The organism is uncultured Kordia sp. (assembly GCF_947489565.1).
Classification (GTDB): Bacteria; Bacteroidota; Bacteroidia; order Flavobacteriales; family Flavobacteriaceae; genus Kordia.
In genome coordinates this window covers 1-23,966 of the sequence record NZ_CANLEA010000026.1, presented here as the reverse complement: position 1 = coordinate 23,966, position 23,966 = coordinate 1, and the positions used below count along the sequence as shown (strand labels likewise).

Genomic DNA, 23,966 nt, shown 5'->3' with positions numbered 1-23,966 from the left:
TTTGAGAATGTTTGATTGTAAATTTTGACTCAAAAAAGAGAAGTTTCAATTGAAGGTTTGAATTTGACAGTTCATGGTTTTATTCGACAGTTCAAACAAAGAAGTCCGTTGTGCCGATCAAGATCTTCTTATATTTGAAATTACAAGTTGATACAACGAATGATAAAAAAGGCATATTTAAAGAAGTTACTCATACGTTTTGTGGTGATCACGGTGGTATTTCTATTGGTAAAACTAACCATTGATCATGACGAAATGAGGTCAGTGATAAACAAAACGGCCATTTTTTATTATTTCTCTGCGTTTACTTTATTTATGCTTACTTGGGAAATCAATGATTGGTTGGTACGTCGTGAAAAAAAATCGACTGTTATTGCCAGTGTAACGGTTTCAAGTAGTATCAAAGTTTTGTTGGTAACCTTGTCAATAGTATTACCTGTGGCTGCTATTATTTATTATGTTGGAATTTTTCATATAGACGGCGTTTGCGATTTAAACTTTGAAAAATCGTGGCTGCGTTTCCGAATAGATTTTTTGCGAGCAGCTTTGCTAACTACTTCCTTGACCATATTTAATCAGTTTTATAGAACCACACAGGAAAAGAAAGAAATAGAAACATCGTTGCAGTTATTGAAGAAAGAAATGATGACTTCGAAGTACAATTCTTTGAAAAATCAGATAAGTCCGCACTTTCTGTTTAATAGCTTAAATACTCTGACTTCACTTATGTATGAAGATCGCGATTTGGCTTCTGATTTTGTGTCGCGTTTGGCGAGTTGTTATCGCTATATTTTGGACAATCGCGAAAGTGATTTGGTAAGTCTAGAAAAGGAACTACAGTTTTTAGATTCTTTTATCTTTATGATGAAAGTCCGTCATGATGGCGCGATTGCGATTCATACAAACATCGATTCTAAACCACATAAACACGTTATTCCAACCTTGTCGATTCAGATGTTGGTAGAGAATGCGTTGAAACATAATTATTATTCAAAAGAACAACCAATTACAATAGATATTTTTACAAAAGAAGATTCGCTCATTGTTCAGAATAATATCAGAAAACGTTCCGATTCGCAAGCATCTACACAATTAGGACTGGCAAATATTAAAAAAAGATATACTTTTTATACCAAAAAAGAAGTGCGTATTGAAGATACAGGAGAACAATTTAAAGTAAGCATGCCATTACTTTCAAGCGATTTGATAAATGAACAAAAAGAAGTTGTACCAGCAGAAACTCCCTAATTTATGAAAGCTTTAATTATAGAAGACGAAGATATAGCTTCCAGAAGATTGCGAAATCTCATTGAAGAGTTGGCGCCTGATTGTGAGATTTTGGCGCAACTTTCTTCCGTAGAAAGCGGACATAAATGGTTTCAAGGAAATGACTTGCCCGATTTAATTTTTTTAGACATTCAATTGAATGATGGCTATGGATTTGATATTATAGATCGACTTGAAAAACATCCGCCAATTATATTTACTACCGCGTATAACGAATATGCCATTCGTGGTTTTAAGTACAACGGATTGGATTATTTGCTAAAACCTATTGATAAAGCGGAACTTAAAAAAGCACTCAATAAGTATACAGAAACAGTAGATAGTCGACAGCAAAACACAGCAGATATTGATACGCTTCGTCATTTATTCAAAAAAGAATACAAACGTCGTTTTATGGTGAAAGTAGGCAATCAATTTAAAACCTATAAAGTAGAAGATATTGCCTATTTTATGGCAGATGAAGGTGTTATTTTTCTTCATACAAAAAACGGACAAAAATGTCCAATTGAATATACTATTGATCAATTGGAAGAAATTTTAGATCCGATTCATTTCTTTCGCATCAACCGAAAATATATGGTGTCTGTAAATGCGGTCAAAGAAATTCACAGTTACTTCAACAGTCGATTGTTATTAAAATTACATCCTTCACCAAAAGAAGAACAAATTATTGTTTCTCGCGAACGTACGACCAATTTTAAAAAGTGGTTGGATATGTAAATTTTCTGTGTAAAATCATTACCAAAATGATTGCATTTTGGCAATGATTTTTACTGTTATCCTTTTTATTTTCGTGCTTCTGTTACACAAATTAAAACAGTATTCTTGTCAATAAGGTCACACGATTGAGAACACATAACTCCAGATACATGATTTGCTCCTCCTGTTAGTTGAAGAGTCATTAATTTTGAAATTGTGTTCTTGCTCAAGGTTAAGTTTTTCACATTTTGTTTTTTCATAATAGTATGTTTGAAAAATTAATTAATATCATGAAATTAGAATGGATTTCTAGCGAAAACAACTCGTGTAAAATTCATTTTATAAAATAGAGGTATAACAAATAGTTTATCCAGCTTGATTAGTTTCTTTACATCTTGGACCATCTGTAAAATCAAAAAAACTATCAGGTCTAGTGGTTAAGGTTGGATGACAAGTTAACGGATCTGTACAACAAATTGAGTTTTCAGTTGGCTCCAATGTTGTGTGGTCTGCGCTTCCTTTAATCGTATTTAAATTGGCAATATTTACTTTTTTTAATTGAAGGGAAACGAATGTCAATTTTTGTTTTTTCATAATGTTATAAATGTTAATGTTTTTCTTCGAATATATATAATAGCTTGACTCAAACGAAAAAAAGAAGCATTCATTTTATGAAATAGATGTTAGATTTTTGATAAAAAATGAAGGATAAATACCTGTTTGTTTTTTGAAAGCTCTTGAAAAAGCACCTTCACTTTTAAAACCTAATTCTTTGGCAATTGCTTTGACACTGTACGATCTTAAAACCTTGTCGTTTTTCAATTTATGTAGGACATAATTAATACGTAATTCAGTAATATAATTTTTAAACGTAACTCCTTTTTGTTCGTTTACGATTTGCGACAAATAAGTAGTATTTGTGTTTAATTTTTTAGCGACTGTAACCAAACTTGTGTTTTGATGTAAAAACGCTTCCGATTTTTCGAACTTTTGAAGTCCGTTTAAAATTTTGGTAATCTTTTCGTCCGAAATTTGAAATTTTTGAGATGATTCTGTGGCTTCTGTTTTAACAGGTTCTGCAGCTAATTTTTGGACTAACTCGTCAAATTTCTTCTTATTGTCGTGCTGTTGTTTTTTGTAAATCCAAAGTAGTATTAACAAAGCTAAAAGTAGTCCGACAGATACAAACCATAAGGAGGTATTTTGCTGTTCTTTTTGAGTTGATTTAATTTCTAAAGATGCTATTTTTCCTTCCAAGGTTTTTTTGTCATACTCCTTTAAAATGGTATATCGTATGCTTTCTTGAATGGTATCTGTATAAGACAGATTATGCGCCAAACGATAATTTTCCAATGCTTTTTTAGTGCTATCAATTTGTTCGTAACTATTGGCTAATAGTGAAAGGACTTCTCGGTATTTAAAATCGTCAAATTCAATTTCTTGTTGTAGAGTTTTAATCGCTTCAAAAGTGACAATCGCTTCTGGAAACTTTTGTTGTTCGTAATATGTTTTCCCGCGAAAGCGATAAATAGGATATAAACTTCTTTTTGTTCCTAATAGAGAGACTAAGCTATCTGCTTTTTGAAAAACCGTCAATGCTTTGTCATATTCCTTTCTTTTGTAATTTACAATTCCTTGTAGTGAAAAATAATAACTTAACGCGTCCATATCATTTTCATCAGTACTTATCTTTTTGAGTTCAGGTAAATAACTGGCGGCAGCATCTACATCAAAATAAGTATATGCAGAAGAAAGCGCTATCAAGGTATTTAAATATTGTGTGTGGTATTTTTTCTCTTCTACAATCGGAGCGATGATTTCTTTATTCTTCAGGAATAATTCTACAGCACCTTTATGATCGCCCATAATATTTTTAACAGAACCAATTCCTTGATTTGCATAAATTAAATAGCGTACATTTTCGGTTGCTGTTGCTATAGAATCAAACTTTAAATAATTTTTAGTGGCTTCTGTATATTTTCCAAATCGGTAATACGTTTTTCCTTTTTGACTTAAGGCACGAATGTATAAGGGAGAATTTTTCTGTGTTTTGGCATACGAAATACAGGAATCAATATACTGCATTGAAGCTTCCATGTTTCCAAAATAATTCTCGGAAGAAGCATTGAGTAAGTATGCTATATTTTTTTCAAGATCGTTTCCTTCTTGTTTTGCTTTCAATAAAAGTGCTTGTGCATATTTTTGCGCTACAGAAGGATTGGTATATTCTAAATTTCTGTGTTGATTTTTTAATTCTTGATATGATAATGTTCGTAAGGAGTCTATTTGTTGAGCTGTAAGACTCTTTATGCAACAGAAAAGAAAGATAAAAACAAATCGGGAACCAAAATTCATAGAGTAATGGATTAAATAAGATGGAAAACTTATGCTGCTTAAATGTCAACTTGTACTATTGGTTTCTCAAGATAAGAAAAAAAGAAAGCCTTTTATCAAACGATAAAAGGCTTTTATATATTGTGTTAGAACTAATTCTTAGTATCTGTAGTATTCTGGCTTAAAAGGTCCTTCAACCTTTACACCAATATAATCAGCTTGATCTGTAGAAAGTTCTTCTAACTCTACTCCAATTTTAGCTAAGTGTAAACGTGCTACTTTCTCATCTAAGTGTTTTGGTAACATGTATACATCATTTTCGTACTTGTCAATATTGTTCCAAAGCTCGATTTGTGCTAATGTTTGGTTTGTAAATGAGTTACTCATTACAAAACTTGGGTGACCTGTTGCACATCCTAAGTTTACCAAACGACCTTCAGCTAATAAGATGATATCTTTTCCGTTTACCGTATACTTATCAACTTGTGGCTTAATTTCTACTTTCGTGTTTCCGTGGTTGTCATTTAACCAAGCAACTGCGATTTCGTTGTCAAAGTGTCCAATATTACAAACAATCGTTTTGTCTTTCATAGCTTCAAAATGCTTTCCAGTAACGATATCTTTGTTTCCAGTAGTTGTAATAACAACATCTGCATTTCCAACAACAGTTTCTAATTTCTTCACTTCAAAACCGTCCATTGCAGCTTGTAAAGCACAAATAGGATCAATTTCAGTAACTGTTACAATACTTCCAGCACCTTTAAAAGAAGCAGCAGTTCCTTTTCCAACATCTCCGTATCCACAAACAACAACTCTTTTTCCAGCTAACATTACGTCAGTAGCTCTACGAATAGCATCTACTGCGCTTTCTCTACATCCGTACTTGTTGTCAAATTTAGACTTTGTTACAGAATCATTAATGTTGATAGCTGGCATTGGTAAAGTACCATTCTTTACTCTTTCATATAATCTGTGAACTCCAGTAGTAGTTTCTTCAGACAATCCGTTAATTCCTTCTACTAATTCAGGGTAACGATCTAAAACCATATTTGTTAAATCTCCACCATCATCTAAAATCATGTTCAAAGGCTTACGATCTTCTCCAAAGAATAATGTTTGCTCAATACACCAGTCAAACTCTTCCTCGTTCATTCCTTTCCAAGCGTATACTGGAATTCCAGCTTCAGCAATCGCGGCAGCAGCTTGATCTTGTGTAGAGAAGATGTTACATGAACTCCAAGTAACTTCTGCTCCTAATGCTTTTAAAGTCTCAATTAAAACAGCAGTTTGAATTGTCATGTGTAAACAACCTGCAATTCTAGCACCTTTTAATGGTTGCTCTTCTTTATATTCTTCACGAAGACTCATAAGTCCTGGCATTTCAGCTTCAGCTAACTCGATCTCTTTTCTTCCCCATGCTGCTAAAGAAATATCTTTAACTTTATGTGCTACGTAAGGAACTGATTTTGTACTCATACTTTTTCTTTTTTTATAGTTTGAATAAATTATGGTTTGTGACCTAAAATATGTTTAAATTCGCTGCACAACTTTACCATACTATTTGCATGTCAAAAGTTTGCGAGTGCAAAGGTACTAAATAACTTTTTAATATAATGGCTCTTTACAAAACTATAACAGTAAATAATCATACTAAAGTGCTGATTTGGAAGATAGAAGAGTCTTTTGAAACATTAAATAGTACTGTAAAACTCACAAATCATTGTCAACAACGATTAGATGGCATGCGTTCTGAAATTCATCAACGTGGTTTTTTAAGTGTACGTCATCTCTTAGCAGAGTTTGGATATACTGATTTTGACTTGTATTATGATGAAGTAGGAAAGCCACATTTAAAAGATGGAAAACACATTTCAATTACACATTCCTTTCAATTTTCAGCAATCATTGTAAGCGATACTATTCCAGTAGGAATTGATATCGAAAAACAGCGTGATAAAATATTGCGTATTGCACATAAATTTACGCCTTTAGAAGAGTATAAAACGATTGCCAATCATGAAGCATTGGTGCGTAAATTAACGATTGTTTGGGGCGGAAAAGAATCTATCTATAAAGTGTATGCCGAAAAAGGACTCAGCTTTTTAAAACATATTGATATTGACGATTTTTCTATGGAAACTTCTCATACAAAAGGAACCGTTTTTTACGGAAAAAATACGGCAACGTATGCATTAGATTTTTTAGAATTTGAAGGTTTTACCTGTGTATATGCACTAGAAGAAAATCGTTAAGAAGAGCATGCAAACGATGTACAAACATATCATCCAAGCTAAAAAAGACAATCAAAAACTATTGGCAGTATTGATTGATCCTGATAAGATTGAAATTGATCATATTCCCGATTTTTTCAAAAAAGTACATGCAGCGATCATCACACATGTGTTTGTGGGAGGAAGTACAGATGCCGAAAAAAAGATGGAAATAGTGGTGCAAACCATCAAACAACATACACATTTGCCCGTGTTGATTTTCCCCGGAAGTCATGAGCAAATTACAGAAGCTGCGGACGGAATTTTATTTTTATCCTTGCTTTCTGGACGAAATCCAAAGTATTTAATAGAACAACAAGTACAATCTGTAGAAAAATTGATGGATACAAGTTTAGAAATCATTCCTACAGGATATATTTTAATTGATGGTGGCGTAGAAACAGCTGTACAACGTGTCAGTGAAACGAAACCTATATCGCAAGATAAAAGCGAAGAAATTTTATATACAGCCTTGGCAGGACAATTTTCTGGAAAGCAATTAGTTTATTTAGAAGCGGGAAGTGGCGCGAAAAAAGCGGTTAAACCCGAAATCATACAAAAAGTTTCTAGCAAACTGCAAATTCCATTGATTGTTGGTGGCGGAATCCGATCTAAAAGTCAACTCAACGCAGCATATAACGCTGGTGCAGATTTGGTTGTTATCGGAACTGCTTTTGAAGAAAATGAAGCATTTTTATTGGAATTGAAATGTTAAATTATAAATGTTGAATTTTAAATTACAATCAAAGAAAAACCTGAAAATAGAACCGTAAACGTCACTTCGAATGATTTTCGATAGAAAATTGTATCGAGAAGTACTTTGAAGCACCAAACACCAAACACCTAAAAAATGAACATATCAGTAGAACTCACCTTAACACCTTTACAAGATGATTTTGAAACGCCCATTATCAACTTCATCAAAAAACTAAGAGCTTCTGAATATACAGTTTTAGAAAATCCGCTAAGCACACAAATTTATGGTGATTATGACGGAATCATGAAACTACTGACCACTGAAGTGAAAACAGCATTTGAAAAGGAAAAAAACATTCTACTAACCATGAAAATTGTAAAATCAGACCGAAGTAACTATGAGCCAGTTTTTTGATTTTTTAACAGAACCGTACGCAAACGTTTCATGGTTTATGATTATGCTCGAATTCATCGCTGCATGTTTTGGAATTGCCAGTGTTTGGTTTGCCAAACAAGAAAAAATTTGGGTCTATCCTACAGGAATCGTAAGTACCATAATCTATATTTATTTATGTTACAACGGAGGTTTATATGGTGACACTGCCATCAATATATATTACTCTATCATGAGTATTTATGGTTGGTATATGTGGACGCGAATTCGAGATGAGGTAAAGCTCGAAATTTCACGAACTAATTTCACAGAAAAACTAATCACAGTAGGAATCTTTTTATTCACGGCAGCGTTTACTTATGTAGTATACATACAAACGGGCGATATAAAAATTCATTTAAATGTTCCAGAAACCATTGATTTGGTATTTTCTAGCTTTGGATCTATCGAAGAAATAAGAACAATTACACCATACTTAGACATATTTACCACAGGAATTTTCTTTTCAGGAATGTGGCTGATGGCGAATAAAAAGATAGAGAATTGGATGTTTTGGATTTTTGGAAATATCGTATCTGTTCCGTTGTATTTTGTAAAAGGATATGGTTTTACAGCAATACAATTTGCAGTTTTCTTAATTTTAGCCATCTTTGGATATATCGCATGGAGAAAAATATTGAAGAACAAAGCGGAAGCCGATTTAAAATCGTAGTGTTTGGTCCTGAATCTACAGGAAAAACGACACTTGCAAAACAATTAGCGGCACACTATAAGGCAACGTATGTGCCCGAATATGCGCGTATCTATGCAGAAGAAAAGCAACAAAAAGGTGAAACGCTAACGTCCGAAGATGTAATTCCTATTGCTAAAGGTCAATTGCGTTTAGAGTGTAGATCTGAAAAAATTTCGCTGCTAATTTGCGATACAGATATTTTAGAAACGCTTACCTATGCACGAATCTATTATCCTGACTTCAAAAGCAAAACACTAGAAAAATATGTAGAAAAAAGTACGGCTAATTTCTATTTTTTAACTTATATTGATACGCCTTGGAAAGCTGATGGAATTCGCGATTTGCCTCACAAAAGAGAAGTGGCTTTTTTAGAATTTCAACAGACCTTAGAAACCTATAACCAACCCTACCTGTTGCTAAAAGGAGATATGGAAACACGTTTTCAAACCGCCATTGCAACAATAGAAAAACTGCTAAGAATACATTGAATTTCTCAAAAAAACATACAGAGCAAATAGAAGCAAAAGGACTGACTTTGCTTCAAGTAGAAGAACAACTCGATAAATTTGAAAAAAAAATACCGTATACAGACATTACAGAACATGCCAGTATACAACGAGGGATTTTAAAACTAACAGCAGCAACAGAAGAAGCATACATTAAAGCATATAAAGACGAATACCAAAGGTTTGAAATTATCAAGTTTACGCCAGCTTCTGGAGCAGCAACACGAATGTTTAAATTCTTGTACAAATTTTTGGAGAATTACAATCCCCAAAAAGATTCAATCAACTCCTACATAAATAAAGAAAAAGAACCAGAAGTTCGGTTATTCTTTATCGGATTGGAAAAATTTCCTTTCTATGAAGATGTTTTAAAACTCATGAATAAAACAGCGTTAGATCGAATTAAAAGACCGGACGAGTTTAACCGCGATTTTGTACATACCTTATTAGCAGAAACCGGATTGAATTATGGAAATTATCCAAAAGGACTATTGCCTTTTCACAAATATAAAAATCACCTTTCTACGCCATTTCAAGAACATTTATTTGAAGCGGCAAACTATGCATGTAGAAACGGAAAAGCAAAGTTGCACTTTACAATTTCCAAACATCATTACGATAAATTTAAAGAGACAGAACGTAACATTCTTCCAAACATAAAAGAGAAAACAGGCTGCGATTTTGAAATATCCTATTCCTATCAATTAGAAGAAACCGATACCGTGGCTGTTGATCCAAAAAACAGACCAATTTTAGATGCCGAAGGGAACTTGGTCTTCAGACCCGGCGGACATGGCGCTTTGATTGAGAATTTAAATGCAATGGATGCAGATTTAATTTTCATCAAAAACATAGACAATGTGGTCGTAAATACCTATTCGGAAGAAATATCGCGTTACAAAAAAATTCTTGCAGGAAAACTCATTTCCGTGCAGCAAAAAGCATTCAAATTCATGGAAATGTTGCACAATGGCGTTTCTGATGAAGAATTAAATACCATTTTAAACTTTCTATTCACAGAACTCAATATTCAAATCAGTGAAGAGTTTGAAAAATATTCGCAAAAATATCAAATAGAATACCTCATTGACAAATTAAACAGACCTATTCGTGTATGCGGCATGGTAAAAAATGAAGGTGAACCTGGTGGCGGTCCATTTTGGGTAAAGCATGAAAATGGTTCTATTTCTTTGCAAATTGTAGAATCTGCTCAAATAGATAAAAAGAATGAATACCATCAAAGCATTCAAAAGCTAGCCACGCATTTTAATCCTGTAGATATTGTTTGTGGTGTCAAAGATTATCATGGAAACAAGTACGATCTCACGCGATTTGTAGATCGTAAATCATACTTTATAGCTTCCAAATCAAAAAGTGGTAAAAAAATAAAAGCCTTAGAGTTACCAGGATTGTGGAATGGAGGAATGGCATTTTGGAATACCATTTTTGTAGAGGTTCCTTTGGTAACATTCAATCCTGTAAAAACCATAAACGACTTATTAAAACCGACACATCAGGTAACTTAAATTGATTTTTAAACATGAAAGCATGCCGAGAACAATCGTTGTCATGAGTCGATTATTCCCAGCAGTACTTTCCCCTAAGCCCTAAAAATTAGTACGTACAAGGATTTCCGTTTTCATCTTGCCCGTTTCCAATTGTATGTCCACAACGGTGATACTGAGTAATTTCACATAAAAATACTGATGAACATAAAGTAGTTGCTCCACCAATAATTTCCGAAGTGTTTCCTAATTTTGAAACCTTTGCAGTCTTAAGTGACAATTTTCTGTTTAAATTCTGTTTTTTCATAATAAACAAGTTTTGTGTTATGACTGTAAAACAACTACATTTCAACTGCTTATAAAAAGGAAGTAAGCCATGATTCGATAATTAAAGGAAGAATTCAATACCTTTCAAAAAAGAAATTGCATTGATAATAAGTGGTTTAAAACTTTTATCAATGCAACTAAAAAATACTTTTAAAAAACGACTCTATATATTAAAATGTACATGGAGTTCCGTCTGGGTTTTGCCCATTTCCGATAGTATGACCACAACGAATCGCTTGTGTTTGTTTTGTTGTGCAATTGTCAACATCAGAGATAATACAAGGATTATCGGTAAATCTCACCGGAATATTTCCTCCGTAAACAGTATTACTATTTGATAAACTTGAGATTCGCGTAGTTTTTAAGCTTAGCTTCTTTTTAAAATTTTGTTTTTTCATGATTATAAAGTTTTTGGTTAGATACTAAAGTTACTGATTTTCAGTTTATTTTCACATTAAAAATGTTAAATTTTCGTACTAAAACTGTTTAACTTCTTTTGTAAAAGTAAGAGAGTACTTTGTGTGAAAGCGAGATGCTAATTGTTTAAAAAACCTTATGGAATTTAAAAAAACTAGTGTATTTTTGCCGCATCTCAAAGGGGTGCAATTTGAATCATGTTCAAAACGCTGAGATTATACCCAATGAACCTGGGCAGGTAATGCTGCCAAGGGAGGACCAAATTCTTATAAATATAAGATTTGGTATGCCGGCAGTCATAGTCTGTCAACATCATATATTTAATTTTTTAACTAGAATAATTACCCCTTTTATTCGTAACAAAACGTATTACGAATATGAAGAATTTATTCGCTTTTTTATGCCTTTTCGTACTATCAGTCAGTATGCAGGCGCAAAATTTCAAACTATCAGGAACTGTTTCTGATGAAAAAGGAACACCATTATTAGGAGCTACCGTAGTATTAAAAGGAGCTTCTATTGGAACAACAACCGATTCCGAAGGGAAATATGCTTTGAGCGTTTCTCAAGGAGATGTTGAAATTGTTTGTTCTTTTGTAGGAATGAAATCGGTCACTAAAAATGTGGCAATTACCGGAAACACAACGCTCAACTTTACTTTATCGAGTTCGCAAGAAGCTTTAGATGCAGTATTAATTTCAGCGGTTCGTGTAAATGCTGATTCACCAATTACGCATTCAAACTTAGAAAAAGAAGAAATTGCAGAACGTAACTTAGGACAAGATGTACCTATTTTAATGAACTTCATGCCTTCTGTAGTAACAACTTCTGACGCTGGTGCTGGTGTTGGATACACAGGAATTCGTGTGCGTGGTAGCGATGCAACACGTGTAAACGTAACGATTAATGGAATTCCATACAATGATTCAGAAAGTCAAGGAACTTTTTGGGTAAACATGCCTGATTTAGCTTCTTCTACAGAAAGTATTCAGTTGCAACGTGGAGTTGGAACTTCTACAAATGGTTCTGGAGCTTTTGGAGCAAGTTTAAGTTTACTAACAGATGCAGTTTCGGAAGAAGCAAACGGAGAAATTTCAAATTCATTTGGAAGCTTCAACACCAGAAAACATACTGTAAAATTCAGTACAGGAAAATTGGCAAATAACTTTGAATTGGCAGGTCGTTTGTCAAAAATAAAATCAGATGGATATATTGATCGCGCGAGTTCTGACTTAAGTGCCTACTTTTTACAAGGTTCGTATGTAACAGAAACTACTTTAATAAAAGCCTTGGCGTTTGGTGGACATGAAATTACCTATCAAGCTTGGAACGGAATTGACAGACAAACACTAGAAACCAATCGTACCTTCAATCCTTCAGGACAATTTACAGATGAAAACGGAAATGTTCGTTTTCATGATAATGAAGTAGACAACTACCGACAAGATCACTATCAATTTCACTGGAATGAAAAGATTTCAGAAAACTGGAGTACAAATCTTGGCTTAAACTACACACAAGGACGAGGATTTTTTGAACAATACAAAGAAGACGAACCTTTTGCTGAATATGGTTTTCAAGAAATTGTGATTGATGGAACCACCATCAATGAAACAGATTTAATCCGCAGACGTTGGTTAGACAATGATTTTTATGTGATCAATGCAAATGCAAACTACAGAAAGAACAATTTAGATATGGACTTTGGTGCCTTTTTAGGAATCTACGAAGGAGATCATTTTGGAGAAGTAATTTGGGCACGTTTTGCAAGTGATAGCGAAATTAGAGATCGTTATTATGATGGGACAGGAAAGAAAAATGAATTAAGTTTCTTTACCAAAGCGACCATTCGCGTAAATGATAAAGTAAGTCTTTTTGGAGATTTACAATTACGTACAGTAAACTATAAAACGAATGGAATCAACTCAGATTTAGTACCTTTTAATATTGATGAAGATTTCACATTCTTTAATCCAAAAGCAGGTATTAACTATAGAGTGAATGATAACAACAGTCTATACTTCTCTTATGCAAGAGCGAATAGAGAACCAAATAGAAGTGATTTTGAAAACAACAACAATGTAAAGGCAGAACAATTAGATGATTTCGAATTAGGTTGGCGTTGGAACGGAGAAAACTTCACTGTAAATACAAATGCGTATTATATGTTATACAACGATCAATTGGTATTAACAGGAGCAATAGATGATACAGGAACGCCATTGCGTACAAACAGTGGAAAAAGTTACCGTTTAGGATTGGAAATTGATGCAACTTTAAAATTAAGTGATCAATTTACAATACGTCCAAATGTGGCAATTAGTGCTAACAAAAATGTAGATTTCATCACTTCAAGAGATGGAAACTTGGTAGATTTAGGAAATACGAACATCTCTTTTTCTCCAAATTTCATTGCAGGAAATATCATGAGTTATGCACCATCTCGTAGTTTTCAAGTATCCTTATTGTCTAAATACGTAGGAGAGCAGTATATGGGGAATATTGATTCGGAAGTTTCAAAATTAGATAGCTACTTTATCAATGATTTGAACTTGAACTATGAAATCAAAGTAAATTCAATCTTTGAATCAATCACTTTTACAGGATTAGTGAATAATATTTTTGGGGTAGAATACGTCTCAAACGGATATTTCTTTACGTTTGATGATACATGGACAAACCCTGGAACAACCACAACCATTGAAGGCGCAGGATTCTATCCGCAAGCCACTAGAAACTTCTTAGTTGGAATGACTTTGAAATTCTAGGAAACATCAACCATTACCATATTAAAAAGCGACTTGAGAGAGTCGCTTTTTTTAGTATTGTTGGTTTCATATATACACTTATGAAATGAGGTCTAACGAATTTGAAATGTGCATTGTAGGTGTGTGATATTTATTTGATTTTTGAGTAATTAAACATAAAAAACATAGATTATTATGAAAAAGAAGACGCTTAAAAATCTGGAACTCAATAAAAAGAAAATTTCTAAAATTCAAAATCCAGAATATGTAAAAGGAGGAGACACGATGGCAGGATGCGTAATTGGTACAATAGCTTTAGCTAGTAAATTATTTTGTTCTGCGGTATATGGAACTTGCGATTGCCCTACAGATACTTGTGACCATACAAGAGATTGTGAGTCTTGGAATGTTGCCTGTAAAAGATAAGTAAAAAGAAAGCGACTTGAAAGAGTCGCTTTTTTTAGGTCTGATGTTTTATAAAAACGCACTAACTTCTCTTTTTTCACTTCTCTAAAATGCCGTATTTCGTTTTCATATTAACAAAACAATATCATTATGAAAAAATCAAATTTAAGCAAGTTTGCACTCCTAAAAATGACCGTAAGTAGAATGAATTTTATCAATGGCGGAGCTTCTGATACCTACAGAACAGCTCGTAATGCAGGACGTGCGGGGAGAACACCAAATGACAGTTGTAATAATATGGACGATGATTGTGATGGATAAAATGAAAATATGCAGAACTATAATGTAGATACAAATTAAAAAAGTGACTGTAAGAGGGTCACTTTTTTAGCTTTCGCAAGAGCTTAATATCTTCTGAAGCATCTTTAACGTGCTTGGAAATGGCATCACAGTAAAAAAATAAGTATTGAGGTTTTTTAAAAAATTTTTGGGTTTGTTTTCGCATGTATCTGGCATAAATTAAATACTCTTTACCTATCATAAGAAAAGGGGAAACACCGCTAAACATCCTAGAATAGACTTCAATCTTTTTTTGAGGTTTTCCTTTAAATTGTTCTGTAACTTCTATTACATACCAATAATTTTGTACAGGTTGAAAGTCTATTTTTTTTATAGATTCTTTGCGGATAATTTCAATTACTTTTCCTGTAAATACATACTTTGATTTTTGAAATTCTTCAATAATGGAAGGTATTTCAGCCAATCCAGGGTAATCAATACATATTCTTTTGGAGTGAATACTATCAATAACGTCGTACTTTCTTTGTGAAAACACCAGCATTGGAAGAATTAAAAAAAGCAGGAAATAACGTTTCATCTTAGTTATTAGAAACTGTAATTACATCACCAGATTTTGTTGCACGGTAATTAACCATCGGATAACTGTCCATTCCTTCTACAGGATTTAACAATTGTCCATTCGCTAAACTATATTCATAATCTTCGCATGAACAGGTTGCCAATACACCTTGAATGTCCATTGTAGAGCAATTGCTTGGCGCATGATTTGGACAACTTGCTTCCCAAGCAAAAAATTGATCACCAGATAAATTGAACACAAAAAATCCACGAACGCCACCGCCATTCGAAATATAAGTAGATCCGCCAGCAAAACGCAAATTGTCAAATTGTGGTAAATTCAGATTTATCTGAAATTGCACCAAAGCATTTGGTATAAAAGGATTATTATTTATTCCATCATCATCTGATTTACATGATAACAAACATGCAACAGCACAACATACGATCAAAAAACGTTTCATTTATTTAAAATTTAATAAGTTCTGCAATTTACGCAAATCATTTTTTTAAAAACGAACATAGACAAGCACTTTAAATATTTTCTTATATTTGTATAACAAATCCCGTTCTGATGGGATTTTTTTGCGTTATACTAATACATGTTATCTGTGTGTGTTAAGCAAAACAAAATCTATGAACATATAGAAAACGAAGAAATTATGAGTAAAGTATCTTATTATACAGCAGAAGGACTAAAAAAGTTAAGAGACGAATTAGAGCACTTAAAAAATATAGAACGACCAAAAGCATCTCAAGCAATTGCAGAAGCTAGAGATAAAGGAGATTTGAGTGAGAATGCAGAGTATGATGCAGCGAAAGAAGCACAAGGATTGTTAGAAATGCGTATCTCAAAAATGGAAACAGTTTTATCTACAGCAAGAATTATTGATGAAAGTCAATTAGATACTTCTAAAGTGTTAGTGTTATCTACAGTACGTATCAAAAATACTGTCAATGGTATGGAAATGACCTATACATTGGTAGCGGAAAGTGAAGCAGATTTAGCAGCAGGGAAAATTTCAGTAACTTCTCCTATTGGAAAAGGATTGCTTGGAAAATCTGTTGGTGAAATTGCAGATGTGCAAGTACCAAACGGAATTATGAAATTTGAAGTCTTAGAAATTACACGTAGCTAATATTTCAAGAAAATAATGATACATTAAAATCCTTTCTTACTTGTTAAAAAAGGATTTTTCTATATAAATACGCAAGAACTTTTTTATCTTACCAACCATACAAACTTCTTTACATGGCTTCGATTTTTACCAAAATAGTGAATGGAGAAATTCCTTCTTATAAAATAGCAGAAGATGAAAACTACTATGCTTTTTTAGATATCAACCCAAATGCAGTTGGTCACACATTGTGTATTCCAAAACTTGAGGTTGATAAAATTTTCGATCTTCCTGAAGAAACCTATATGGGATTAATGCAATTCTCCAGAAAAGTTGGAATGGCCATTGAAAAAGCAATTCCTTGTTTGCGTGTAGGAATTACTGTGATCGGATTGGAAGTGCCACATACACATGTACATTTAATTCCGTTGCATGGAATGGATAGTATGAATTTCAGAAACAGTCAACAACTAACACCAGAAGATTTTAAAGCGGTTGCAGCTAAAATTCAAGCGGAATTGTAACTATTATTTTTATTCAAAAACGTCTTTGTGGAAGTTTTATAAAAAACCTGTTTGTTTCAAAAATTATTTTGAATATGATTATAAACAGATTACTTCGTCATGCTTCCTCGTAATGACGAGTCAAAGAAGTCTAAAAGCAACGCGCATCTAAAAATCTAAAAAGCAACGCAAGTCTAAGAGTAATAACGAGTCTAACAAATCTACCCAACCGTTTTCAAAGAAATCTGCATCGTAGTTCCTTTGCCAAGTTCAGATTTTAATACTTTGATTTTTCCGCTATGATAATTCTCAACAATACGTTTAGCAAGCGATAATCCTAATCCCCAACCACGTTTTTTACTTGTAAATCCAGGTTGGAAAACCTTCTTAAAATTTCGTTTTGGAATTCCCTTTCCGTTATCGGTAATGAGCACTTTTACAAAAGCATCTGCAGCAATAATTTCGAGTTTCAAATCGCCTTTTCCCTTCATAGCATCAATAGCATTTTTTACCATATTCTCAATCGTCCAGCTATACAATTGCGCATTAATGTCACTAAAAATAGGCGTTTCGGGTGCTTCAAAAGTAAAGTTAACCAGTTTAGAAGTTCGCGAAAGCAAATAATCGTAAGAATCTTTAGTTTCTTTTACAATATCTAAACGTTCTAATTTTGGAATAGAACCAATCTTAGAAAAACGTTCTGTAATGGTTTGTAAACGATCAATATCTTTTTCTATCTCTTTAATGTAGTCAGGATCGACAGCTTCGGTCTTTAAAATTTCGGTCCAACCAACCAAAGACGAAAGTGGCGTTCCAATTTGATGCGCAGTTTCTTTGGCCATTCCTGCCCATAATTTATTCTGTTCGGATGCTTTAGAAGCACTAAAAAAGAAATAAGCAACACCTGCAAACAACACAATAATTAATAAAAGGGCAAGCGGATAATATTTGAGTTTGTTTAAAGCTTCTGAATTCCCATAATATAGCGTAGCAACTCTCTCTTGCTTCTTTGAAATAGTATCGAAATAAGTAATGTCTATTGGATTATTCTCTCTGGAAAATTGTCTAATTTTCCTGTTTATATATAAGGTATCTTGAATTTTAGATTCTTCAATATTTAAAACTTCAATTTCATCCTTGATAGTTTTCTTGATCATAGGATTTGTATACTCTTGCGCTTTAGTGATAATATCTAAAGGTAAATTCCCAATATCTTCGTTCAAATCAATATTTAAATTTATTTCTGACTGTGCTGCAGCCCAAATCTCCATTTTAGCACGTTCATCCTTTTTAAATTCTTGAAAGAAAATATAGGTATTCCATAAAATTCCTGAAACAATGGCAAAAGAAGTCAGAATCAATATCCAACGAATAAGAACAGGTCTATTTTTTATAATCATACAAATACTTTGAATCCACTAATATAAACGAAAAGCAGGAGTTTTATTGTGATTGTGTTGAACTTTTGAAGCTCAACAAAATAGAAAACTCACCAAATAGAAATTTAGATGTTAAAAACACGGCTTTTGCGTTGATAACTATTATTGTATGCTCCGCTTTTTTGCATTAATTTTGCCAGACTAAAAACATTCGAATGCTATCAATAGATCCAAAAGAAATTCCAACGGCTAAACTTCACGGATATTTGTTAGGTGCTGTAGCACCAAGACCAATAGCTTTTGCAAGTACAATAGATGCTGAGGGAAATCCTAACTTATCGCCATATAGCTTTTTTAATGTATTTAGTGCCAATCCGCCAATCATGATTTTTTCGCCTGCGCGAAGAGTTCGAAACAACACTACAAAGCACACACTTGAAAATGCATTAGCCACAAAAGAAGTGGTGATTAATGTAGTAAATCATGCCATTGTACAACAAATGTCGTTAAGTAGTACAGAATATGCTGCTGGCGTGAATGAGTTTGAAAAAGCAGGATTGACAATGTTGCCTTCTGAAAAAGTAAAACCATTTCGTGTGGCAGAATCGCCTGCGCAATTTGAATGTAAAGTGAAGGAAGTTGTTTCTTTAGGAAATGAAGGTGGCGCAGGAAACTTAATCATTTGTGAAGTAGTCAAATTACATATCAATGAAGACGTGTTGAATGATCGCGGAACGATTGATCATTACAAAATTGATTTGGTTGCCAGAGCAGGAGGAAGCTTTTACAGCAGAGCGCGCGATGGCTTCTTTGAAATTCCAAAACCAATTAGTACGTTGGGTATTGGCGTAGATCAAATCCCGGAAGACATTCGTACAAGTACCGTTTTGACAGGAAATGATTTGGGAATCTTAGGAAATGTAGAAAAACTACCAACCGAAGCAGAAATACAAGAATTTAAACAAACCACTGAAATTACGATTTCAGATATATTAGAAACAAATCACAAAGCAGCACAAGCGTTTCTTGCCAAAGGAGATGTGCAAACTGCTTGGAAAATCTTATTAGCAAAATAAATAACATGGAAGTACAGGGAAAAGTAAAAATGATCGGGCAAACGCAAACGTTTGGAAACAACGGATTTAGAAAGCGTGAAATTGTCGTAACAACAGAAGAGCAATATCCACAACACATTATGGTGGAATTTGTACAAGATAAAGTGGACTTATTAAATAATTTCCAAGTAGGACAACCTGTAAAAATCAGTATCAACTTACGTGGTAGAGAATGGGTAAATCCGCAAGGAGAAACAAAATATTTCAACTCAATCCAAGGATGGAGAATTGAAAGTGAACAACCACAAGGACAAGCGCCAGCAGGAATGCCACCAGTGCCACCAGCAGACGCATTTGAACCCGTAAACGATTTCAAAGAAGAAGATCACGACGATTTGCCTTTTTAAGGAATTAGAAATAATTATAAAAAACCTCATAGCTGAATGTTATGAGGTTTTTTTGTTTCAATAAATTTAGGTTACGGTTTACCGTAATAATAACTTATGGTTATTGATTATTATTACAAAAAAACTCTTAATAATGAACATGAAAGAAAGACAGTAGAAACTACCCAAATTTCAACAACAGGGTTTTAAAAACTACAGAAGAGTATGCTTTAATTGATTTGAATCAATTAGAAGAAAAGAGTAGCATGAATTTAAGTAAATTAGTAATTGTTTGGCAAATATCGCTAAGAATGTAATAGTGTTAATTTGTTATTTTTTACTACATTTTTAAACAAATATCTATCTTAATATAATGGAAAACAATAATCTTAATGCCGATAAAAAATCAAAACACGATTTAGATAATTTATCAAATGAAAAAATTAAAAATGCGTACGAATTTCAATTTAAAAATACAGATTGGACATTTTATACAGAAAGAGAGTTTATCGAAACTTTACTTGCTAATAGATTTAATTTTCTAATTGTAATTTACTCTTTATTTATTACAGCTTTCGCAACTATAGAAGGAAAAGAAAATAAATTAATCATTTTAATTTTAGGATTAGTAATAACAATATTAATAAGTATTACAATTTACAGGGTATATACTAAGCTAATGATAAACTTAAAAATTTTATATAAGCTAGGAGATAATCATGTATTTCCGATTATCAAAAAAGAATTAGAAGGTAAAAGAAGGAACATAGGTAATGTTAATCAATATATAGCTATAGTAATACCTTTACTATTTATTATTTCTTTCATTTTAGGAATTACTTTCATTGCATTTAACTATTGGAAGGTTTAACGAGAATTATAATTCCATTTTATAAAATTGGATTATGTGTAAATCCTGTTGATGATGAAAAACGATTAACTCCACTCAGGAAAATGATTTTTTGAATATAAAAATGTTTTGGATAAGATATAGTAAATTTCTTTTTTAAACTTTAGAAACGTCCTCGCGAAAGTTTTAAAAAAACTTGTGCCAATCTGTTCGTTTCAAAAAAGAATTTGAGTATAACTACAAACAGATTACTTCGTCATACTTCCTCGCAATGACGAATCAAAGAAGTCTAACAATCTAAAAGTGGAAGCGCGTCTAAGCGATTCCTGCCTCCGCAGGAACAAGTCTAACAGCGAAGCGGTCTAAATTTTTCGTAAATTCACACAAAAATCAACCATGCGCATTACCAAAGCCATCGAAACTATTTTTAAGAAGTATTTACCGTCGCCGTTTACGATTGCGGTATTATTGACACTACTTACCATTGTTTTGGCAACATTTTTTACAAGACCTGAAAGTGCTAGTACTTTTGATCATCTAGTACAGGTATTGTCGTTTTGGGAAGATGGAATTTGGAATTCAGGCTTGCTAGTATTCGCCTATCAAATGATGCTGATTCTCGTACTCGGACACGTATTGGTGCTGAGTAAACCTATGAATTCGCTGATTGTTATGCTGACAAAATCGGTCACGAATACAACAAATGCGGTTGTGCTAGTGAGTGTGACTACGATGATTGTAGCATTTTTTAATTGGGGATTGGGTTTGATATTTGGTGCCATTCTAGCTAGAAAAGTGGGCGAACATGCACAGGAAAATGGAATTCCGATCAATTATCCATTGGTGGGTGCAGCAGGATATGTTGGACTCATGATTTGGCATGGCGGAATTAGTGGTTCGGCACCTTCAAAAGTGGCAGAACAAGGACATTTGCATGAAATGATGAATGGTGTATTATCAGTAGATCAGTTTGGTGAAATTCCAGAAGTCATCACGTCAAGCAGTACTATTTTTAGTTGGTGGAATTTACTTTTATTTGGAATTTTACTCGTGCTGATTCCTTTGACATTAACGCTACTTTCTAAAAAAGCAGTACCTACAAAATTGAATCTGCCAAAATATCAATTCAACAAAAAAGAAAAACAGGATATAGAAGGAGCTGATAAATTAGATCATTCTTCAGTATTTGCCATTGCTTTTGGAATATTACTTTTGATCGTATTTTTTATTCAATATGCAAAAAACTTAAGTTCACTATCCGCAATAAAAATTTCGCCAAACATGCTTAATTTTTTCATGTTAGGTTTGGCAATTGTATTGCATGGAAATTTCAAAAGCTTCCTCAATGCAGTAGAAGAAGCCATTAAAGGAACTTCGGGAATATTAATTCAATTTCCATTGTATTTCGGAATCATGGGAATCATGAAAAGTTCAGGAATGGTCGGAATGATCTCAGATAGTTTTGTTGCAGTTGCCAATGAAACTACCTTGCCAATTTACACATTTTTTAGTGCAGGATTGGTCAATATATTTGTGCCAAGTGGTGGTGGACAATGGGCAATGCAAGGTCCAATCGTCGTCCAATCTGCTATAGAATTAGGTGTTCCGTTGCAAAAAGCAGTGATGGCTTTATCCTATGGAGATCAAATCACAAATATGTTGCAGCCATTTTGGGCATTGCCATTATTAGGTATTACACGATTAAAAGCAAAAGAAATACTACCGTATACCATCATTTTAATGTTGGTTGGTATCTTAGTATATGTTTTAGGCTTGCTATTGCTATAAAAAAAGTCCCGAAAAACGGGACTTAATATTGTGGTTTTAGGCTTTAGTCTTCATACACTAATTCAAAAAGCAATGATGAAAAATAAACGTTTAGACGTATTTAGACTAAATACAAATTTGGCGAAAAAATACTAAAAATCAAAGAATTACTATTTCTTTTCTCGCATGAATCCTCAGAAAACAACAATTAAATGTACTTTTTAACAGAAGATATCGTGTTTCCTCCAGTTTCAGAAACCTTACCAGAAGGTATTTTGGCCATTGGTGGCGATTTGAAACCAGCGCGATTATTATTGGCATATCAAAGCGGAATTTTCCCTTGGTACAGCGAAGACGAACCTATTGTTTGGTGGTCGCCCGATCCACGAATGGTATTGTTTCCAGAGGATTTAAAAATCTCTAAAAGCATGAAGCAATTGTTGCGACGAGAAACGTTCTCTGTAACGTATAATACTGCTTTTGAACAGGTAATTCGTGCTTGTGCACTCATTCATCGTCCTGGACAAGAGGATACTTGGATTACAACCGAAATGGAGGAAGCGTATATTGAATTGTATAAAATGGGACATATCACTTCCGTAGAAGTGTGGCGCGATCATATGTTGGTTGGCGGTGTATACGGCGTGAATTTAGGACATGTTTTTTGTGGTGAAAGTATGTTTGCTTTTGAAAGTAATGCGAGCAAATTTGGTTTTATTCATTTGGTGCAACGATTAAAAGACAATGGTTGTCAAATCATCGATTGTCAGATGCATACCAACCATTTGGCAAGTTTAGGTGCGTATGAAGTCCCTAGAGAAGTGTTTTTGTCGTATTTGTAAACTTCATGTTTAGTATTACATTGTCATTCCGCATTTATTGCGGAATCCAATTTGAAACTAGATGGATTCCCGCCTTCGCAGGAATGACAATTAAGATTCTTTAGTAGTAAACTTTTCGATACAATATTCAATCAATAGTATTATCACGATAACCAAAAAAATACTAAGAATAATAAGGAACCATTTCATCATATGAATGTCAATTCTTAAATGGAATTCTCTATAAACAATAGTTTTGCTACTTGTACGCGTGTATATAATTACAAGAATTAAAAAAATAATTAGTCAAATAAGCGGAAAGAAATGTGTCATATAATATCTGTATTGTGTAATGATAAAAAGTTACAAACTAGAGTTTCAATATCAAAAAAAGACTCGAAGTGACGTTTAAAATGAATACACTTAGAATCGTTTAAAATTCAGCTTCTTCATTGCTAAATATTTTGATAAAAGAAGTAATAAGATAATAAACGAATAGTGAAGTTAATAACGATAACAGTACACTAATTAAAGTAGCTAAAGAATACATACGGTCATAACTCATATGTATAATTTCGAATTTTTGAAGATATACAACAATCTCAATGCTTGTACTTCTGTAAACACGTATTAGTACAACAAAAATAATGAGTCAAATAAGAAAATAAATTTTTTTCATACTATATATGTGTGATTAAATAAAGAAAAGTTACAAACTACAACTGCAATATCACAGAAGTAAGAATGAATAAAATTTCTGGAGATCTTGATTGAAGTCTTCTGAATCAGAATTAAAATTAATTAGAAGCATATCGCGTCAGATCGAGTGGAGTTCTGGAAGAATTCTGTATCGAGATCTACTCTGATATCACCAACGCAACTACTAATTTAGAAGTACTTCTCGATACA

At 33.2% G+C, this 23,966-nt stretch carries 27 protein-coding genes; 18 read left to right on the top strand and 9 right to left on the bottom strand.

Annotated elements, in window-relative coordinates:
• The first annotated feature begins 159 nt into the window (after positions 1 to 159).
• Positions 160 to 1,248 (top strand): sensor histidine kinase, encoded by a 1,089-nt coding sequence (locus tag Q0845_RS24585; RefSeq protein WP_298519606.1) that lies wholly within the window; start codon positions 160 to 162, stop codon positions 1,246 to 1,248.
• A gap of 3 nt (positions 1,249 to 1,251) precedes the next feature.
• The gene (locus tag Q0845_RS24580; protein ID WP_298519604.1) at positions 1,252 to 2,007 is read left to right on the top strand and encodes a LytTR family DNA-binding domain-containing protein; all 756 of its coding nucleotides are present in this window, start codon (positions 1,252 to 1,254) and stop codon (positions 2,005 to 2,007) included.
• Between the two features lie 65 nt (positions 2,008 to 2,072).
• On the opposite strand, the gene Q0845_RS24575 is transcribed toward Q0845_RS24580, so the two are convergent.
• The 4 genes from Q0845_RS24575 to ahcY form a co-directional block, all read right to left on the bottom strand.
• Positions 2,073 to 2,246, bottom strand: coding sequence for a hypothetical protein (locus Q0845_RS24575; protein ID WP_298519601.1), 174 nt, complete (start codon positions 2,244 to 2,246; stop codon positions 2,073 to 2,075).
• A 106-nt stretch (positions 2,247 to 2,352) separates the two neighbouring features.
• The gene (locus tag Q0845_RS24570; protein ID WP_298519598.1) at positions 2,353 to 2,580 is read right to left on the bottom strand and encodes a hypothetical protein; all 228 of its coding nucleotides are present in this window, start codon (positions 2,578 to 2,580) and stop codon (positions 2,353 to 2,355) included.
• 75 nt (positions 2,581 to 2,655) lie between these two features.
• Positions 2,656 to 4,341 (bottom strand): helix-turn-helix domain-containing protein, encoded by a 1,686-nt coding sequence (locus Q0845_RS24565; RefSeq protein ID WP_298519595.1) that lies wholly within the window; start codon positions 4,339 to 4,341, stop codon positions 2,656 to 2,658.
• Between the two features lie 138 nt (positions 4,342 to 4,479).
• Positions 4,480 to 5,796, bottom strand: a complete 1,317-nt coding sequence (gene ahcY / locus Q0845_RS24560) for an adenosylhomocysteinase (RefSeq protein WP_298519592.1) — start codon at positions 5,794 to 5,796, stop codon at positions 4,480 to 4,482.
• Between the two features lie 137 nt (positions 5,797 to 5,933).
• Here ahcY and Q0845_RS24555 point away from each other — a divergent pair, with 137 nt between their 5' ends.
• From Q0845_RS24555 to Q0845_RS24530, 6 genes are all read left to right on the top strand, one after another.
• Complete coding sequence (locus Q0845_RS24555; RefSeq protein ID WP_298519589.1) at positions 5,934 to 6,572, top strand: 4'-phosphopantetheinyl transferase superfamily protein; 639 nt, start codon at positions 5,934 to 5,936, stop codon at positions 6,570 to 6,572.
• Between the two features lie 7 nt (positions 6,573 to 6,579).
• Complete coding sequence (locus Q0845_RS24550) at positions 6,580 to 7,305, top strand: geranylgeranylglyceryl/heptaprenylglyceryl phosphate synthase (RefSeq protein WP_298519586.1); 726 nt, start codon at positions 6,580 to 6,582, stop codon at positions 7,303 to 7,305.
• 135 nt (positions 7,306 to 7,440) lie between these two features.
• Positions 7,441 to 7,701 carry a hypothetical protein gene (locus Q0845_RS24545; RefSeq protein ID WP_298519583.1) on the top strand — a complete coding sequence of 87 codons (261 nt, stop codon included), beginning with the start codon at positions 7,441 to 7,443 and terminating at the stop codon, positions 7,699 to 7,701.
• Positions 7,685 to 8,392 carry a nicotinamide riboside transporter PnuC gene (pnuC, locus tag Q0845_RS24540; protein ID WP_298519581.1) on the top strand — a complete coding sequence of 236 codons (708 nt, stop codon included), beginning with the start codon at positions 7,685 to 7,687 and terminating at the stop codon, positions 8,390 to 8,392. Before Q0845_RS24545 ends, pnuC begins: the two co-directional genes overlap by 17 nt.
• Positions 8,344 to 8,901 (top strand): ATP-binding protein, encoded by a 558-nt coding sequence (locus tag Q0845_RS24535; RefSeq protein ID WP_298519578.1) that lies wholly within the window; start codon positions 8,344 to 8,346, stop codon positions 8,899 to 8,901. Before pnuC ends, Q0845_RS24535 begins: the two co-directional genes overlap by 49 nt.
• Positions 8,898 to 10,445, top strand: coding sequence for a DUF4301 family protein (locus Q0845_RS24530; RefSeq protein ID WP_298519575.1), 1,548 nt, complete (start codon positions 8,898 to 8,900; stop codon positions 10,443 to 10,445). The genes Q0845_RS24535 and Q0845_RS24530 overlap by 4 nt, the downstream gene beginning before the upstream one ends.
• Before the next feature lie 88 nt (positions 10,446 to 10,533).
• Here the strand turns inward: Q0845_RS24530 and Q0845_RS24525 are convergent, their stop codons facing one another.
• Together Q0845_RS24525 and Q0845_RS24520 are read right to left on the bottom strand one after the other, a co-directional pair.
• The gene (locus Q0845_RS24525) at positions 10,534 to 10,731 is read right to left on the bottom strand and encodes a hypothetical protein (protein WP_298519572.1); all 198 of its coding nucleotides are present in this window, start codon (positions 10,729 to 10,731) and stop codon (positions 10,534 to 10,536) included.
• Positions 10,732 to 10,921: 190 nt separating this feature from the next.
• Complete coding sequence (locus Q0845_RS24520) at positions 10,922 to 11,149, bottom strand: hypothetical protein (RefSeq protein WP_298519569.1); 228 nt, start codon at positions 11,147 to 11,149, stop codon at positions 10,922 to 10,924.
• A 396-nt stretch (positions 11,150 to 11,545) separates the two neighbouring features.
• Here Q0845_RS24520 and Q0845_RS24515 point away from each other — a divergent pair, with 396 nt between their 5' ends.
• The 3 genes from Q0845_RS24515 to Q0845_RS24505 all read left to right on the top strand — a co-directional run bounded on the left by Q0845_RS24515 (position 11,546) and on the right by Q0845_RS24505 (position 14,641).
• Positions 11,546 to 13,936: a TonB-dependent receptor gene (locus Q0845_RS24515; protein ID WP_298519566.1), complete on the top strand. Its 2,391-nt coding sequence runs from the start codon at positions 11,546 to 11,548 to the stop codon at positions 13,934 to 13,936.
• A gap of 174 nt (positions 13,937 to 14,110) precedes the next feature.
• Complete coding sequence (locus Q0845_RS24510; protein WP_298519564.1) at positions 14,111 to 14,341, top strand: hypothetical protein; 231 nt, start codon at positions 14,111 to 14,113, stop codon at positions 14,339 to 14,341.
• A gap of 129 nt (positions 14,342 to 14,470) precedes the next feature.
• Positions 14,471 to 14,641 (top strand): hypothetical protein, encoded by a 171-nt coding sequence (locus Q0845_RS24505; RefSeq protein WP_298519562.1) that lies wholly within the window; start codon positions 14,471 to 14,473, stop codon positions 14,639 to 14,641.
• Between the two features lie 58 nt (positions 14,642 to 14,699).
• On the opposite strand, the gene Q0845_RS24500 is transcribed toward Q0845_RS24505, so the two are convergent.
• Positions 14,700 to 15,197 carry a hypothetical protein gene (locus tag Q0845_RS24500; protein ID WP_298519559.1) on the bottom strand — a complete coding sequence of 166 codons (498 nt, stop codon included), beginning with the start codon at positions 15,195 to 15,197 and terminating at the stop codon, positions 14,700 to 14,702.
• Position 15,198: 1 nt separating this feature from the next.
• The gene (locus Q0845_RS24495) at positions 15,199 to 15,642 is read right to left on the bottom strand and encodes a hypothetical protein (protein ID WP_298519557.1); all 444 of its coding nucleotides are present in this window, start codon (positions 15,640 to 15,642) and stop codon (positions 15,199 to 15,201) included.
• Between the two features lie 198 nt (positions 15,643 to 15,840).
• Here Q0845_RS24495 and greA point away from each other — a divergent pair, with 198 nt between their 5' ends.
• Both greA and Q0845_RS24485 read left to right on the top strand, forming a co-directional pair.
• On the top strand, positions 15,841 to 16,317 hold the full coding sequence (gene greA / locus Q0845_RS24490) for a transcription elongation factor GreA (RefSeq protein ID WP_298519555.1): 477 nt from the start codon (positions 15,841 to 15,843) through the stop codon (positions 16,315 to 16,317).
• Between the two features lie 113 nt (positions 16,318 to 16,430).
• Positions 16,431 to 16,820, top strand: a complete 390-nt coding sequence (locus tag Q0845_RS24485) for an HIT family protein (RefSeq protein WP_298519552.1) — start codon at positions 16,431 to 16,433, stop codon at positions 16,818 to 16,820.
• 200 nt (positions 16,821 to 17,020) lie between these two features.
• Here Q0845_RS24485 and Q0845_RS24480 read toward each other — a convergent pair whose 3' ends face one another.
• Positions 17,021 to 18,199, bottom strand: coding sequence for a HAMP domain-containing sensor histidine kinase (locus Q0845_RS24480; RefSeq protein WP_298519549.1), 1,179 nt, complete (start codon positions 18,197 to 18,199; stop codon positions 17,021 to 17,023).
• Positions 18,200 to 18,393: 194 nt separating this feature from the next.
• On the opposite strand from Q0845_RS24480, the gene Q0845_RS24475 reads away from it, so the two are divergent.
• The 5 genes from Q0845_RS24475 to aat all read left to right on the top strand — a co-directional run bounded on the left by Q0845_RS24475 (position 18,394) and on the right by aat (position 23,078).
• Positions 18,394 to 19,254, top strand: coding sequence for a flavin reductase family protein (locus tag Q0845_RS24475; RefSeq protein WP_298519546.1), 861 nt, complete (start codon positions 18,394 to 18,396; stop codon positions 19,252 to 19,254).
• Positions 19,255 to 19,259: 5 nt separating this feature from the next.
• Positions 19,260 to 19,640, top strand: coding sequence for a DUF3127 domain-containing protein (locus Q0845_RS24470; RefSeq protein WP_298519542.1), 381 nt, complete (start codon positions 19,260 to 19,262; stop codon positions 19,638 to 19,640).
• 352 nt (positions 19,641 to 19,992) lie between these two features.
• Positions 19,993 to 20,490 (top strand): hypothetical protein, encoded by a 498-nt coding sequence (locus tag Q0845_RS24465; RefSeq protein ID WP_298519539.1) that lies wholly within the window; start codon positions 19,993 to 19,995, stop codon positions 20,488 to 20,490.
• 375 nt (positions 20,491 to 20,865) lie between these two features.
• Complete coding sequence (locus Q0845_RS24460) at positions 20,866 to 22,257, top strand: TIGR00366 family protein (RefSeq protein ID WP_298519536.1); 1,392 nt, start codon at positions 20,866 to 20,868, stop codon at positions 22,255 to 22,257.
• A gap of 191 nt (positions 22,258 to 22,448) precedes the next feature.
• Entirely contained in the window at positions 22,449 to 23,078 is a 630-nt protein-coding gene (gene aat, locus Q0845_RS24455; RefSeq protein WP_298519533.1) for a leucyl/phenylalanyl-tRNA--protein transferase, read from the top strand.
• The last annotated feature ends 888 nt before the right edge of the window (positions 23,079 to 23,966 follow it).